The sequence below is a fragment of the Cupriavidus sp. FW305-27 genome, assembly GCF_058787995.1.
On record NZ_JBYTAG010000002.1, the window covers coordinates 61,054 to 75,511 of the forward strand.

A 14,458-nucleotide genomic window follows, 5' to 3' on the forward strand; every position below is an offset into this window, starting at 1 on the left:
TAAATAGCAATGCAGCGAAAGTCAGGCTTTGGCCTGGCGCGAACGGTCATGAAAGCCGCTCGCCTCTCGCACCGCACCGTCACTTGTCTGATTCCGTGCGACGTGATCGATACCAATTCTTTTCCAACCTGATAGACTGTATGGATGTACAGTGGTCGGACCGTCCCCGGTCTCCTCCTTAACGTCCTGATTCGAAAAGAGAAATCGTGTCGAGCAAGCAGCTAATCCGCATTCGCGGCGCCCGCCAGCACAACCTCAAGAATGTCGATCTCGACCTGCGCCCCGGCGAGATGACCGTGGTGACCGGGCCGTCCGGCTCGGGCAAGTCCAGCCTGGTGTTCGACACGCTCTATGCCGAAGGCCAGCGCCGCTACGTCGAGACCTTCAGCGCCTACGCCCGCCAGTTCCTGGACCGGATGGACCGGCCCCAGGTGGAGCGCGTGGACGGGGTGCCGCCCGCCATCGCCATCGACCAGACCAACCCGGTGCGCAGCTCGCGTTCGACGGTGGGCACGATGACGGAGCTGAATGACCACCTGAAGCTGCTCTATGCGCGCGCGGCGGAGCTGTTCGACAAGCAGACCGCGCTGCCGGTGCGCCATGACTCGCCCGAAACCATCTACGCCGAGCTGCTGGCGCGCACGGCCGAGGGCCAGCCGCATCACGACGCGCGCCTCGTGGTGACCTTCCCGGTCGAACTGCCCGAGTCCGCCACCGACGATGAGGTCCAGCAGTGGCTGTCGGTCAGCGGCTATACGCGCGTGCAGGCGCAGCGCGTGGTGCAGTCGCCCACCGGCGCACGCAAGCTGCTCGATGTGGTGGCGGACCGCTTCCGCATCGGCAATGCGGAGAAGGTGCGCGTGGTGGAGGCGATCGAAGCTTCGCTCAAGCGCGGCGGCGGCCGCGTCAACATCTATGTGCTGGCTGACGGCGACGAGGGCCCCGTATGGCGCTTTTCCACCGGCCTGCACAGCCCCGACAGCGACCTGCGCTATGCGGACCCGCAGCCGGCGCTGTTCTCGTTCAACTCCGCCTACGGCGCGTGCGAGACCTGCCGCGGCTTCGGCCGCGTGATCGGCGTCGATCTTGGCCTGGTGATCCCCGACGCGCGCAAGACGCTGCGCGGGGGCGCGATCAAGCCGATGCAGACCCCGGCCTGGAAGGAGTGCCAGGACGACCTGATGCGCTACGCGGGCAAGGCCGGCATTCCGCGCGACACCCCCTGGGCGGAGATGACCGAGGCCGAGCGCCACTGGGTCATCCATGGCTCGCCGGACTGGACCGGCCAGTGGAACAAGCACTGGTACGGCGTGATGCGGTTCTTCAACTACCTGGAGTCGAAGGCGTACAAGATGCACATCCGCGTGCTGCTGTCGAAGTACCGCAGCTACACGCCGTGCGAAACCTGCGGCGGCGCACGCCTGAAGACCGAGTCGCTGCTGTGGCGCCTGGGCTCGAAGGACAATGCCGACGCCGTGCTGGCGCCGCCACGCCGCTTCCTGCCGCGCGGGGTGGACTGGGACCGCACCCGGCTGGAGGCTTTGCCCGGCCTGACCGTGCATGACCTGATGCTGCTGCCGATCGAGCGCATCCGCCGTTTCTTCGACGAGCTGACCCTGCCCAGCGCGATGCTGGACGATGCCCTCAAGCTGCTGCTGGCCGAGGTGCGCACGCGCCTGAAATACCTGTGCGACGTGGGTTTGGGCTACCTGACGCTGGACCGCCAGAGCCGCACGCTGTCCGGCGGCGAGGTGCAGCGTATCAACCTGACCACGGCGCTGGGTACCTCGCTGGTCAACACCTTGTTCGTGCTGGACGAGCCCAGCATTGGCCTGCACCCGCGCGACCTGAACCGCATTGTCGAGGCCATGCACCGGCTGCGCGATGCGGGCAACACGCTGGTGGTGGTTGAGCACGATCCGTCCGTGATGCTGGCTGCCGACCGACTGATCGACATGGGCCCGGGCCCCGGCGAGCGCGGCGGCAATATCATCTTCGACGGCACGCCGGCGGACATCCGCAATGCCGGCACGCTGACCGGCGAGTACCTGGGCGGGCGCCGCCGCGTGGCCGATGCCTCGCACTGGCAGCGCCGACCGGTGGATGCCAAGCTGCCGCGCATCGTGCTGGAAGGCGCCACCGAGCACAATCTGCAGGACGTCACGGTCGAGATCCCGCTGCAGCGGCTGGTGTGCGTGACCGGCGTGTCGGGTTCGGGCAAGTCCACGCTGCTGCAGGACGTGCTGCATCCGGCCATGGCGCGGCACTTCGGCAAGGCCACCGAGTCGCCGGGCGCGTTCCGCCAGCTGACCGGCGCGGACCTGGTCGACGATGTGGTCTTTGTCGACCAGTCGCCGATCGGCAAGACCGCGCGTTCCAACCCGGCCAGCTACGTGGGCGCGTTCGACGAGATCCGCAAGATCTTCGCCAAGGCGCCGATGGCGCTGCAGCGCAGCTACACCGCGGGCACCTTCAGCTTCAACTCGGGCGACGGGCGTTGCCCGACCTGCGGCGGCTCGGGCTTCGAGCATGTCGAGATGCAGTTCCTGAGCGATGTCTACCTGCGCTGCCCGGATTGCGACGGCACCCGCTATCGCCCCGAAGTGCTGGAAGTGAAGATCGAGCGTGCCGCCCCCGGCCAGCCGCCGCGCTTGCTGAGCATTGCCGACGTGCTGGAGCTGACCGTCAGCGAAGCGGCCGCCTGCTTTGCCGCCGACCCCGCGGTGCTGCGCGTGCTGCAGCCCATCGTCGATGTCGGCCTGGAATACATGAAGCTGGGCCAGCCGGTGCCGACGCTGTCGGGCGGCGAGGCGCAGCGCCTGAAGCTGGCCGGCTTCCTCGCCGAAGCGGTGCAGGCCACGCCGTCGCGGACCCGGCCCAGCGCCATCCCGCGCCGGCTGTTCATGTTCGACGAGCCGACCACGGGCCTGCACTTCGACGATATCGCCAAGCTGATGCGCGCCTTCGGCAAGCTGCTGGACGGCGGCCATTCGCTGATCGTGATCGAGCACAACCTGGACGTGATCCGCGCCGCGGACTGGCTGATCGACCTTGGCCCCGAGGGCGGCGACGCCGGCGGGCGCGTGGTCTGCACCGGCACCCCGGAAGACGTGAAGCGCTGCGCCGAATCGCATACCGGCCAGGCGCTGATCCACTATGACGCGGCGCTCGGCGAAGCCGGCACGCTGGCCGCCGAGCGCGCCGAGATCGAAGGCGTGCCGCTGCAGGCCGCGCTGCAGGCACGGCGCGCGCGCCGCGAGGTCGAGGGCGAGGACGTGGTGCGCATCGTCAATGCGCATGAGCACAACCTGAAGGCGCTCAACGTCGATATTCCGCACGGCAAGTTCAACGTGGTCACCGGTGTGTCCGGATCGGGCAAGTCGACGCTGGCCTTCGACATCCTGTTCCACGAAGGCCAGCGCCGCTACCTGGAGTCGCTCAATGCCTATGCGCGTTCCATCGTGCAGCCGGCGGGCCGGCCCGAGGTGGATGCGGTCTACGGCATCCCGCCGACGGTGGCGATCGAGCAGCGCCTGTCGCGCGGCGGCCGCAAGAGCACGGTGGCGACCACCTCCGAGGTCTGGCACTTCCTGCGCCTGCTGTACGTCAAGCTGGGCATCCAGCATTGCGTGCATGACGGCGCGCCGGTGACCTCGCAGAGCCCGGAGTCGATTGCCGCCCAGCTGCTGCGCGACCATCGCGGCCAGCACGTGGGGCTGCTGGCGCCGCTGGTGGTCAACCGCAAGGGGGTCTATACCGACCTGGCCAAGTGGGCCAAGGCGCGCGGCAATACTCACCTGCGTGTCGATGGCGAATTCCTGCCGGTCGACCCGTGGCCGCGGCTGGACCGCTTCCGCGAGCACACCATCGAGCTGCCGGTGGGCGACCTGGTGGTCTCGCCTGAGAACGAGGCCGAGCTGCGCGCGCTGCTGGCGCAGACGCTTGAGGCCGGCAAGGGCGTGATGCACCTGCTGGCGCCGCTGGACGGCCTGCACCACGCCATGCACAACGGCGGCACCGCGCACGTGGGCGAGGTCAAGGTGTTCTCGACCAAGCGCGCCTGCCCGGTGTGCGGCACCAGCTACCCTGAGCTGGACCCGCGCATGTTCTCGTACAACAGCAAGCACGGCTGGTGCACCACCTGCGTGGGCACCGGGCTGGCACTGACGCGTGAGCAGCGCGCGGCGTTCGACGATACCGTGCTGGTGGAAGACAACCGCGGCCGCGAGCAGAGCCTGCCGTCGGAAGAGCAGGAGCCCGAAGGCGTGGTCGACACGCCGTGCCCGGATTGCCACGGCACGCGCCTGAACCTGGTCGCGCGCGCGGTGACCTTCGACGAGAATGCAATCGTCGACGTAGCGCAGTGGACCGTGTCCGATACCCGCCGCTGGGTCGATGGCCTGCGCCTCACGGGGCGCGATGCCGAGATCGCCCGCGATGTCATCAGCGAGATCGGCAGCCGCCTGCAGTTCCTGGAGGAAGTGGGGCTGGGCTACCTGAGCCTGGACCGTGCCGCGCCCAGCCTGTCTGGCGGCGAGGCCCAGCGCATCCGCCTGGCCGCGCAGCTGGGCAGCAACCTGCAGGGCGTCTGCTACGTGCTGGACGAGCCCACCATCGGCCTGCATCCGCGCGACAACCAGATCCTGCTGGACGCGCTGCGCAAGCTCGGCGACAAGGGCAATACGCTGGTGGTGGTCGAGCATGATGAAGACACCATCCGCCGTGCCGACCACATCATCGATATCGGCCCCGGTGCGGGCAAGCGCGGCGGCACGCTGGTGGCACAGGGCGGCGTGGCCGACCTGTCGGCGGCGCCGGACTCCACCACCGGGCAGTTCCTGGCGCACCCGATCATCCATCCGCTGCAGGCCAGGCGCAAGGTGAAGCCCGGCGCCGCCGGCAAGCCCGCCGATCCGCCGGAATGGCTGACCGTGCACGGCGCGTCGCTGCATAACCTGCGCAAGGTGACGGCGCGCATTCCGCTGTCGCGGCTGGTGGCCATTACCGGCGTGTCCGGTTCGGGCAAGTCCACGCTGGCGCGCGATGTGCTGATGACCAACCTGCTCGATGCGGTGGGCCGCTCGGTGCTGTCGTCGCCGGCGACCCGGCGCGCGCGCAACGCTGCGAAGGATGAGGCCAAGGCAGCCAAGTCGAGCGCCAGGAAGCCGCTCAATGTCGAGCACAACTGGCATGGCTGCGACGCCGTCACCGGCTGGGAATCGATCGACCGCGTGCTGGAGGTGGACCAGACCCCGATCGGCAAGACGCCGCGCTCATGCCCGGCCACCTATATCGGCGTGTGGGACACCATTCGCCGGCTCTTTGCCGATACGCTGGAAGCGCGCGCACGCGGCTACACGGCGTCGCGTTTCTCGTTCAACACCGGCGACGGGCGTTGCCCGGCATGCGAAGGGCAGGGCGTGCGCACCATCGGCATGAGCTTCCTGCCGGATGTGAAGGTGCCGTGCGATGTCTGCCACGGCCAGCGCTTCAACCCCGAGACCCTGGCGGTCACCTGGCGCGGCAAGAATATCGGCGACGTGCTGACGATGGAGATCGACGAGGCGGTGGAGTTCTTCTCGGCCATGTCGAACATCGCCCATCCGCTGCAGCTGATGAAGGACGTGGGCCTGGGCTACCTGACGCTGGGCCAGCCGTCGCCAACGCTGTCCGGCGGCGAGGCGCAGCGCATCAAGCTGGTGACTGAACTGAGCAAGGTGCGCGACGACATCACGCGACGTGGCCAGAAGGCGCCGCATACGCTGTACGTGCTGGACGAGCCCACCGTGGGCCTGCATATGGCCGACGTGGCGCGCCTGATCCGCGTGCTGCATCGGCTCACGGACGGCGGGCACAGCGTGGTGGTGATCGAGCATGACCTCGACGTGATTGCCGAGGCCGACTGGATCATCGACCTTGGCCCCGAAGGCGGTGCGGGCGGGGGCGCCATTGTCGGCGCGGCCGATCCGGAGGCCTTGTCGCGCAACGCGGCCAGCCATACCGGTGCAGCGCTGGTGCCGGTGCTGGCACGGGGCAATGCCGTGGCAGGCAAGGTGAGCATCGCCTGAGGGATTGGCGCAGCGAAGGGCGTACGGGCACGCCTTTCGCTTGACCATGGCTACTGGCGTGCACATCGCGCGCAACCGGAGGTAACCATGAAGCATATCCGTCCCAGCCGAATCCTTGCGGCCGTGGCCCTGGCCGCTGCCGCAATCCCCGCCCTGGCGCAGGCGCCGGGCACGCCGCGCGGCACCTATGACCCGTATTCGCAAGGCGCGCGCAGCACCGACAAGTTCGACCCGTACACCCAGGGCGCCAACGCCCCCACCCGAACCGACCTGGCACCCGCGCCAGAGGCCCAGCCTTCGACCGTGCCGGCGCAGCCTGGCGTGCCTGGCACGACCATGCAGCGCGCCCCGGATCCATACACGGAGGGCGCACGTTGGGAAAGCCCAGACCTCGGCCGCCGCATCGGCAAGCCGAACCCGTTCCTGGATGGCGCCTGAGCATAGCGGCCAGCGCTGCCGGCCATGCGAATGCAACCGGACTTACCGCCTCTTGTAAATCCTGCCCAGGCGCGTGACCCTGGCGACACGCCTGCGGTCGCCAGCGCGCGGGCAGGGCTGCACTGCGCGGCGGACGCGGCCGGCATCGCCAGCATGACGGTGGTCAGCTACAACATCCACCGCGCCGTGGGCACGGACCGCCGCTATCGGCCTGACCGCATCGCAACGGTGCTGGAGGAACTGGACGCCGATATCGTCGCGCTGCAGGAAGTGGAATCCGGCAGCAGCAACGACCATACCCTGGAATACCTGGCCGGCCATACCGGCATGCACGTGGTCTCTGGATTTACGCGCGTGCGCGGCAATGCCGACTATGGCAATGCGCTGCTGGCGCGCTTTGCGCCGCAGGCGGTGAACCAGATCGACCTGACGGTGAAGGGCTGCGAGCCGCGCGGTGCCATCGATGTCACGCTGGCGTGCACGGCCTCGGGCTGGGAGAGCGCGCTGCGCGTGATTGCCACCCACCTGGGCCTGCGCCCCGGTGAGCGCCGGCGCCAGGTGCAGCAGTTGCTCAACTACGTGGCCGCCGCACCGCCGTTGCCGACCATCCTGCTCGGTGACGTCAATGAATGGTTCCTGTGGGGCCGGCCATTGCGCTGGCTGCATGCGTATTTCGAGCATGCGCCGCACACCGCCACCTTCCCGTCGCGCTGGCCGGTGTTTGCCCTCGATCGCATCTGGGTGTCGCCGCGCGCGCACCTGGTGTCGGTGGCCAGCCACCGTTCGCCGCTGGCGCGCGTCGCCTCCGACCACCTGCCGCTGCTGGCTCGCTTTGAGGTGCCCGCAGCGCCGCAGTATGACGGTGGAGACCTCAGTGCGACATAGCGGTGGCTTGGATGAGCGTCCCGGCCGGATCAAGACGGGGATTCCGGGCGCACCGGGGCCCCCGTTCGTCTTGCCGCACGGATACGTCCTTGCCGGGCGCTAGCTAACGCGGTGCGCGGGGTGGGCGTTCCTCGCGCTCATCGGTGTGGTCGGCCTTGTCGACCGGCACTTCGGCCGGCAGGTCTTCGGCGGCATGCATCACTTCATCGGCGATCTCTTCCTCCGGGCTTTCCTCATCCTGCGCGGTGTGGGCCTCGTTCTCGCGCTGCTCGATTTCTTCGTCGATATCGTCGGTTTCCTGTTCGAGATCGGGGTCGAGCGTGCTCGGGATATGGCCCGCGTCGGCGCGCGCGGCACCGGACGCGGTGTTCTCGCGCGAACGGCGGCCGGCGGAAGCCTGCGCGCCTTCGCGCGGCGCGGGCGCGGTGCCGCCCACACGGTCACCGTGGCGTGGGCCGATACGGTGGGTACGTACGGTCTTGCTCATCGTGCCTCCTGTTCGGTTGGCTCGGCGGATTCAGTGGTTCTCCACTGGCGCTTCGCTGTCATCGGGCCTGTCGCCGCGGCGCCTGACTGAAGGCGGCTCGGTGTTCTCATCCGGGATGTCATGCTCGCGCTCGACATCGTGGCGGCGGTCACGCCCGGGCTTGCCCCGTTCATGTTCGGTGTCGGGGCCGCCCTTGTGCGGGTCGGGACGCTCGCTGCGGCGTCGCGTGGTGTCATGGTCGGGCTGGCGATGGGTGCTCATGGCGTCTCCACGGAGGTTGGCATGGCGCTGCCGGTCAGTCGGTGCCGGCGCGCAGCTCGTCGGATACGGCGCTCACGCCGCGCACCGAACGAGCCAGTTCCATTGCCATCGTACGCTGTTTATCGTCGCGCACGGTGCCTTCCAGCTTGACCACGCCGTCAGTGGTGGATACGCGGATCCTGGCGGGGTCCAGCGTGCGCGCGTTGGCCAGGCGGGCCTGGACTTCGGCAGTGATGGCGCGGTCGCTGGCGGCTGCGGTGTCGCGCGGCGCGGCCGTGCGGCCCGTTGATGACGGCGCCGCCGGCGCATCGGTCGGGGCGGCCGCAACGGCCTGGGAGGCGGCCATCGCCAGCACCGCCAGAGGCAGCGCCAGGCGGGCGATGCGGAAGCGTGGTGTCATGACGATCCTCCTGTACTTGGCAGCGGGCAGGGCGATTCCTGCTCCGCATCTGCCTTTGACCTGCAAGCTCCGTTCCCGGCGCCGGCGCCGGCGCAGCCGGTGCGGAGCTGGGTCCTGTGCGGCTTGCGACGCTGCCGGTTCGGCGCACACGGCGTAGTTTTTACAGCCGCGGCAGAAACTGCATGTGCAGCCTGCCAGCGCCCGCGCGGCATGACCGGCGCGATGCTTGCGCCGTCGTGTGATTGCGTGCCGTCGTGTCTATAGTGGAGGAAATGCTGGCAAAAACTGGCGAGCGGCAAGTGCCGGCGAGCACAGCCCGCAACGCCGGCCCCATGCCGCGGCGGCCCCCTGTGCGCCGCGTGCCGCCGGGCCCGACAGCGCAGCCGGGGGGGAGCGGCTCATCCGTTGCGAGGTAGTCATGAACCTAGCCAGCATCCTGTCCACCGTCGTCCTGGCCTCGTCCGTCTCGGTGTCTTCGGCGCCGGTGGAGCGCCAGCTGCTTGCGATGACGCCCACGGACTTCGCCCAGCGCTTCAATGCCGTGGCCCACGACACCGGCTCCGGCCTGGCCCTGCCCAGCTTCAAGGTCAAGCCGGGCTGGCACCGCGCCGCGCCCAGCTCGGGGGTGTCGGTGCTGGTGCGCGCCAGCCGCTCGGGCTACGCCATCGATGAGGTGGTGGTGGTGTGCCGCGAGGTCGAGCGCTGCTTCCTGACCATCTGCACGGCCGCGCTTGCGATTGACGACAGCGTCAACCCGCTGCTGCTGCAGCGCTTTATCGTGGCGCGCATCGCGACCGAGCTCGGTGAGGTCGGCCTGGTGATGTCGGGCCTGGCGTATATCGTTGTCACGCCCAAGGAGGACGATTACGTTGCCGTCGTGATCCGGCCCTACCTGCCGCAGGAACGCGGCGCTTCGCCCGGCCAGGCGAGGCGCGGGCCGCACGACGGCGCGCAGCCGCCGCAGCACGGCCAGGCGGCGCCGCATGGCACGCCACGCCATCACCATGGCCCGCTGACGCCGATCGTGTTGCACACGGCGGTGCAGAAGTCCTGAGGCCGCGAGCGTTCGCGCTGCCCCTGGGCCGCTTACGGCTGGCGCAGCAGCAGCGCCACCGGCAAGCCGCCCAGCACCTCGCGCAGGCGCAGCCGGCCCATGGGTGCGTCCAGCACGTGGCCGGTCAGCGCATCGGTCCAGCGGCTCGGCTGCGGCGCGCCCACGTTCAGGGCGGTGTCGCCCCAGCCCGCGGGCGGGATGCGCGGCATGGTCGGGTCGACCTGCGTGGCCACCAGCCGCGTCACCACGGTGATGGCCTGGTGCGCATCCGCGGTGCGGGCAAAGGCCAGCACCTGCGGCACCAGCGCGCCTTGCGCCGCCAGCATGCTGTATTGCCCGTCGGCAAAGAGCCGGGGATGGGCGTGGCGTACTGCCAGCACCTGGCGTATCAGCTGCTGCTTGATGCGCCCGTCGCGCCAGTGCGCCAGCCAGTGGGCCCAGCCAGCGCTGCAGCCCAGGCGCGCGCGCAGTTGCGCAAAATCGGGCGGGCGCCGGTTGTCGGGGTCTACCAGGCTCAGGTCCCAGCCTTCGCATCCCTGGTAGCGGTCGGGGATGCCTGGTGCGGTCAGCTGGACCAGCACCTGTGCCAGGCTGTTGACGGCGCCTGCCACGGCAATGTGCTGCGCAAACTGGCCGATATGCGCCAGCACACCCGATGGCCAGTCCGCCGCGATGGCGCGCAGGAAGCCCTCGCACGCGGCTTCGTAGGCTGCGTCGGGGCAGGTCCAGTTGCCGTGGCGCTTGGCTTCGCGGATGGCCTTGAGCTGCCACGCGGACACGCGCTCCAGGAAGGCCTCGACGGTGTTGCTGCCTGCAGGCTTGCCGATGTCCTCCATCGGCCACGCGCCGACCAGGGTCTGGTACAGCATCAGGCGGTCGCCGGGGTCCGGGGCCTGCGGCAGCGTCGACAGCAGCGGTGCGCAGGCGCGTTCCCATGCCGCCACGGCCTCGGCCCAGGCAGCGGGCATCTCGCTCAGCACGGCCAGGCGCATGCGTGTGTCCTCGCCGCGCTTGTGGTCGTGGGTCGCAGTGGCCAGCATGGCATGAGGACAGGCCATGCGCCGCGCCGCCATGCGCGCGTGGAACTGCGCCGGCGGCAGCGCCAGCGTGCCGGGGTCGCTGCCTACCTCGTTGCGCGACAGCAGCCGCCCGTAGCGGTAGAACGCGGTGTCTTCGCCGGCCTTGGCTGCCAGGGCGGGCATCAGTTGCTGCAGGCGGCGGCGCAGTACGCCGGTTTCGCTGTCGGGCGGGGCTGGCGTGCGCAGGCAGCCGCCGATAAAGGCCAGTGCCACGGCCTCGTCCGGGGCGAGGTCGGCACGCGCCGCCTGCATGGCCTGGTCCAGCATGGCATGGTCGGCCTGTGCGGCAGTGGCGTCGCGTGCGCCGGGTTGCGCGTCAAAGTAGCTGCGGTAGACGGGCACCGCCGCCATCAGCGCGGCCAGCGCGCGCCGCAGCGCCGCGCGTGTCAGGTCACGCGTGCCGGGCTCCTGCTTCGCGCAGTCGTGCAGGCAGGCGGCGGCGCCTTCGTACTCGGTTACCAGGTGCCGCTCCAGCACCTGGCGCCGTGCCGCCGCGACATGGGCGGCATACGGGCGCGCATCGCCGCTGGCCGAAGTCCACAGCGCGCCCAGCGGCGCCTCGCCGTTGCCGTCGTGCAGCACGGCGGCAACCTCGTCCATGAAGTCGTAGCCCGTGGTGCCATCCACCTGCCAGTCCGGCGCCAGCCGTTCGCGCGGGCCCAGGATCTTCTCGACCACCAGCCACGGGTGCGCCAGCCGCAGCAACGGCGGGCGCGCGGCTGCGTGCCGGTCCAGTTCGGCGCGCAGCCGGCGGCAGTAGCCGGCAGGATCGGCCAGGCCGTCGACATGATCGACACGCACGCCGTCGATCCAGCCTTCGCGCAGCAGGCGGAAGACCAGCGCGTGGACGGCGTCGAATACCTGCGGGTCTTCCTCGCGCACGCCGACGAGATCGCTGATCTCGAAAAAGCGCCGCCAGTTCAGTGCCGCGGCGGCGGTGCGCCACCAGGTTAGCCGGTAGTGCTGGCGCTCCAGCAGTGCGTGCAGCCGGGTGCGGCCTTCGGCCTGCGTGGGGTCGTACCAGCCGGGCTGGGTTGCGGCGGCGGCATCCACGCTGCCCGGCGCCAGCGGCAGCGAGTGCTCGAAGTAGCGCAGGTGGGCGACATCGTCTGCGCTTGCAGGCACCCATTGCAGCTCGCCCGCCACCAGCGTGTCCCAGTAGGACTGGCCCAGTATCGGCAGCAGCACCTTGCCATGCAGGGCGGGGTCGCGCGGGGTCCAGTCGATGTCGAAGCTGGCGGCGCAGCGGCTGGCGCGTCCGTGGGTCAGCACGTCGCGCCACCAGTGGTTGTGGGTGGGGTCGGCCGCCATGTGGTTGGGCACGATGTCCAGCACCAGGCCGAGGCCGGCGGCGCGGGCGCGCCCGGCCAGCGCTTTCAGGCCGGGCTCGCCGCCCAGCTCGTCGCGCACGCGGGTGAAGTCGGTGACATCGTAGCCATGGGTGGAGGCGGGCCGCGCGCTGCACACAGGCGACAGGTACAGGTGGCTGACGCCGAGCGCGGCGTAGTAGTCGACCACGGCAGCAGCATCGGCAAAGGTAAAGCCCGGGTGCAGCTGCAGCCGTGCGGTGGCGCGGGGCAGGTCATGGTCGCCGCCATCGCCATCGCCATGGCTGCCTGGCAGGGATTCCGGCAAGCCGGCGGGCATTATCTGGCGCGCGCCGCTGCGGGCTCGCACATGGTGGCGACGCAGGCCAGCGGCGGCAGCATGCCCGCGGACAGCTCGGCCGCGGCGCCGGGCAGGCTTTCATGCAGCGCCGCGCTCATGTCGTGGCATGGCCGCATGCATGGCACGGCTTCGCTGCCCAGGTTCAGCCACAGGCTCAGCTCCATGCCGTCCATCAGCCGCCAGCGTGCGCACAGCGCGGCCGGCCCCAGGATATCAACGCCGGCCGACTGGCAGCCGGCCAGCCGGTCCAGCAGTTCACGGCGGCGCACCGCGAGCAGCTCGTGGTAGTACGGAGTCCAGTCGCCGTCGTCTTCCAGCTCGGGGCGCGACGCCTCGAAGGTGGCCGGGTCGTTGGGATCGGGGATGGCCGCGGCGCGCGTATCGTCGCGGAATGCCGTGGAAGCCGCAAACTCGCGGCGCCGGCCGTCGCGCACGGCCTGCGCCAGTTCGGGCGGGTGGCTGGTGAAGTAGAGGAAGGGCCGCTGCGTGCCGGTTTCCTCGCCCATGAACACCAGCGGCACCTGCGGGCACAGCAGCTGCAGCGCCACCGCCGCGCGCAGCGCATTGCGGTCCGCCAGGCCGGCCAGCCGGTCGCCCAGTGCGCGGTTGCCGGTCTGGTCGTGGTTCTGCAGGAAGCAGACGAAGGCCGTGGGCGGCAGGTGCGCGCTGGGCTGGCCGCGGCGCACGCTGTCCGCGCTTGACGGCACGCCCGGCGCGGCGGCGGAGCGGTGCGCCGACAACTCGCCCTGGTAGGCAAAGCCTTCGCCCAGCACGCGCGCAAGGTGGCGCAGCGCGGGCTCGCCGCGCCCCGCGGGCGCATCCTCGCCCTCATCGGCGCAGCGGGTGTAGTCGCAGTAATAGCCGTCGCCCTCGCCGGTCAGCAGCACGTGCAGGGCATGGTGGGCGTCATCGTTCCACTGTGCGTCGTAGCCCTTGGCCAGCAGTTCGGCATCGTTGTTGTCGTTTTCCAGCACCAGGTGGAGATGGCGGCTGGCGCCGTCGCCTTCGGCCAGCATGGTGCGCAGCTCGCCGGGCAGCGCCGCCAGCCAGCCTTCGTCCTCGATCGCGTGCACGGCGTCCAGGCGCAGGCCGTCGAAGCGGAACTGCTCCAGCCAGTAGCGCGCGTTCTCGGTGAAAAAGCGCCGCACCTGCGGCCGGCGGAAATCGATGGCTGGCCCCCACGGGGTCTGCCGGTCCGCGCGGAAGAACGCGCTGGCGTAGCGGTGCAGGTAGTTGCCCTCCGGCCCGAAGTGGTTGTAGACCACGTCCAGCAGCACCATCATGCCGAGCTGGTGGGCGCGGTCCACCAGCGCGCGCAGTTCGTCCGGGGTGCCGTAGGCGGACTCCGGCGCGAACGGCAGCACGCCGTCATAGCCCCAGTTGCGCGTGCCGGGGAACTCCGCCACCGGCATCAGCTCGACCGCGGTGAAGCCCAGCGCCGCCAGCCGCGGCAGCTGCAGCGCCGCGCCGGCAAAGCCGCCGCACAGGCCCACGTGCAACTCATAGACGATGGCTTCATGCCAGGGGCGCCCGCGCCAGTCCGGACACGCCCACGCAAAGGCGCCGGCGGCGTCGGGCGCGGGCACGATGCTGGGCCCGTGCACATCGTCGGCCTGGCAGCGCGAGGCCGGGTCGGGCACGGTGGTGCCGTCGTCAAGCCGGAACCAGTAGCGTGCCCCATTGCAGCACGGAACGATGGCCTCGAACCAGCCGTTGGCGCCGGCCGCCATGCGCACCGGACCGAGCCCGGCGATCTCCAGCCGTACCGCCTGGCCTTGCTCGGCTGCGTCCGGGGCCCACAGGCGGAACCGCACGCGGCCGTCCGGCAACCAGGCCGGCCCGAACAGGTAGTCGTGCGCATTGTCGTCGTTGCCGGGCAGGCCCAGCGGCCCGGCGGCAGTGGGCGCTGCAAAGCAGTCGTGCGGGGCCAGGCTGGGCATGGCGGAGCGGGCGCCGGGGGCGAGCAGAAACGGGTTGGCGTGCAAATTCGGCTCCTGGCTTTGGGACGGCCGTGGGGAATGCCAAGGGAGAGCCGGCCGGATGGCCGGTCTTGGCACAATGCGAACTCCATGCCCGCAGGACAACGCTTGGCGAGGCCGCGGGCTGGCGGGGGCAAGC

General features: G+C 70.1%; 9 protein-coding genes. 4 read left to right on the top strand and 5 right to left on the bottom strand.

The features are described 5' to 3' along the window. The first annotated feature begins 206 nt into the window (after window positions 1-206). The 3 genes from uvrA to AC3WRI_RS01315 all read left to right on the top strand — a co-directional run bounded on the left by uvrA (window position 207) and on the right by AC3WRI_RS01315 (window position 7,391). Window positions 207-6,068 (top strand): excinuclease ABC subunit UvrA, encoded by a 5,862-nt coding sequence (uvrA, locus tag AC3WRI_RS01305; protein WP_011617314.1) that lies wholly within the window; start codon window positions 207-209, stop codon window positions 6,066-6,068. Window positions 6,069-6,155: 87 nt separating this feature from the next. Next, complete coding sequence (locus AC3WRI_RS01310) at window positions 6,156-6,506, top strand: hypothetical protein (protein ID WP_010814556.1); 351 nt, start codon at window positions 6,156-6,158, stop codon at window positions 6,504-6,506. 24 nt (window positions 6,507-6,530) lie between these two features. Beyond that, window positions 6,531-7,391 (top strand): endonuclease/exonuclease/phosphatase family protein, encoded by an 861-nt coding sequence (locus tag AC3WRI_RS01315; RefSeq protein ID WP_041688123.1) that lies wholly within the window; start codon window positions 6,531-6,533, stop codon window positions 7,389-7,391. Window positions 7,392-7,494: 103 nt separating this feature from the next. Here AC3WRI_RS01315 and AC3WRI_RS01320 read toward each other — a convergent pair whose 3' ends face one another. Genes AC3WRI_RS01320 through AC3WRI_RS01330 form a run of 3 tightly spaced genes read right to left on the bottom strand, consistent with a single transcriptional unit; the run spans window position 7,495 to window position 8,539 of the window. Further along, window positions 7,495-7,878 carry a hypothetical protein gene (locus AC3WRI_RS01320; RefSeq protein ID WP_010814554.1) on the bottom strand — a complete coding sequence of 128 codons (384 nt, stop codon included), beginning with the start codon at window positions 7,876-7,878 and terminating at the stop codon, window positions 7,495-7,497. Between the two features lie 30 nt (window positions 7,879-7,908). Then, entirely contained in the window at window positions 7,909-8,139 is a 231-nt protein-coding gene (locus AC3WRI_RS01325; RefSeq protein WP_010814553.1) for a hypothetical protein, read from the bottom strand. A gap of 34 nt (window positions 8,140-8,173) precedes the next feature. Beyond that, window positions 8,174-8,539, bottom strand: coding sequence for a BON domain-containing protein (locus AC3WRI_RS01330; RefSeq protein ID WP_010814552.1), 366 nt, complete (start codon window positions 8,537-8,539; stop codon window positions 8,174-8,176). A 418-nt stretch (window positions 8,540-8,957) separates the two neighbouring features. On the opposite strand from AC3WRI_RS01330, the gene AC3WRI_RS01335 reads away from it, so the two are divergent. After that, window positions 8,958-9,593, top strand: coding sequence for a hypothetical protein (locus AC3WRI_RS01335; RefSeq protein ID WP_010814551.1), 636 nt, complete (start codon window positions 8,958-8,960; stop codon window positions 9,591-9,593). Between the two features lie 32 nt (window positions 9,594-9,625). Here AC3WRI_RS01335 and treY read toward each other — a convergent pair whose 3' ends face one another. Together treY and treZ are read right to left on the bottom strand one after the other, a co-directional pair. After that, window positions 9,626-12,319, bottom strand: coding sequence for a malto-oligosyltrehalose synthase (gene treY, locus AC3WRI_RS01340; protein WP_492292386.1), 2,694 nt, complete (start codon window positions 12,317-12,319; stop codon window positions 9,626-9,628). Beyond that, window positions 12,319-14,325: a malto-oligosyltrehalose trehalohydrolase gene (gene treZ, locus AC3WRI_RS01345; RefSeq protein ID WP_492292388.1), complete on the bottom strand. Its 2,007-nt coding sequence runs from the start codon at window positions 14,323-14,325 to the stop codon at window positions 12,319-12,321. Before treZ ends, treY begins: the two co-directional genes overlap by 1 nt. Window positions 14,326-14,458: the final 133 nt, after the last annotated feature.

What these genes read in the sequence shown, in the direction of transcription:
- AC3WRI_RS01310 (WP_010814556.1), top strand. Translation starts at nt 6,156, where the DNA reads ATGAAGCATATCCGTCCCAGCCGAATCCTTGCGGCCGTGGCCCTGGCC.
- AC3WRI_RS01315 (WP_041688123.1), top strand. Translation starts at nt 6,531, where the DNA reads ATGCGAATGCAACCGGACTTACCGCCTCTTGTAAATCCTGCCCAGGCG.
- AC3WRI_RS01320 (WP_010814554.1), bottom strand. Translation starts at nt 7,878, where the DNA reads ATGAGCAAGACCGTACGTACCCACCGTATCGGCCCACGCCACGGTGAC.
- AC3WRI_RS01325 (WP_010814553.1), bottom strand. Translation starts at nt 8,139, where the DNA reads ATGAGCACCCATCGCCAGCCCGACCATGACACCACGCGACGCCGCAGC.
- AC3WRI_RS01330 (WP_010814552.1), bottom strand. Translation starts at nt 8,539, where the DNA reads ATGACACCACGCTTCCGCATCGCCCGCCTGGCGCTGCCTCTGGCGGTG.
- AC3WRI_RS01335 (WP_010814551.1), top strand. Translation starts at nt 8,958, where the DNA reads ATGAACCTAGCCAGCATCCTGTCCACCGTCGTCCTGGCCTCGTCCGTC.
- treY (WP_492292386.1), bottom strand. Translation starts at nt 12,319, where the DNA reads ATGCCCGCCGGCTTGCCGGAATCCCTGCCAGGCAGCCATGGCGATGGC.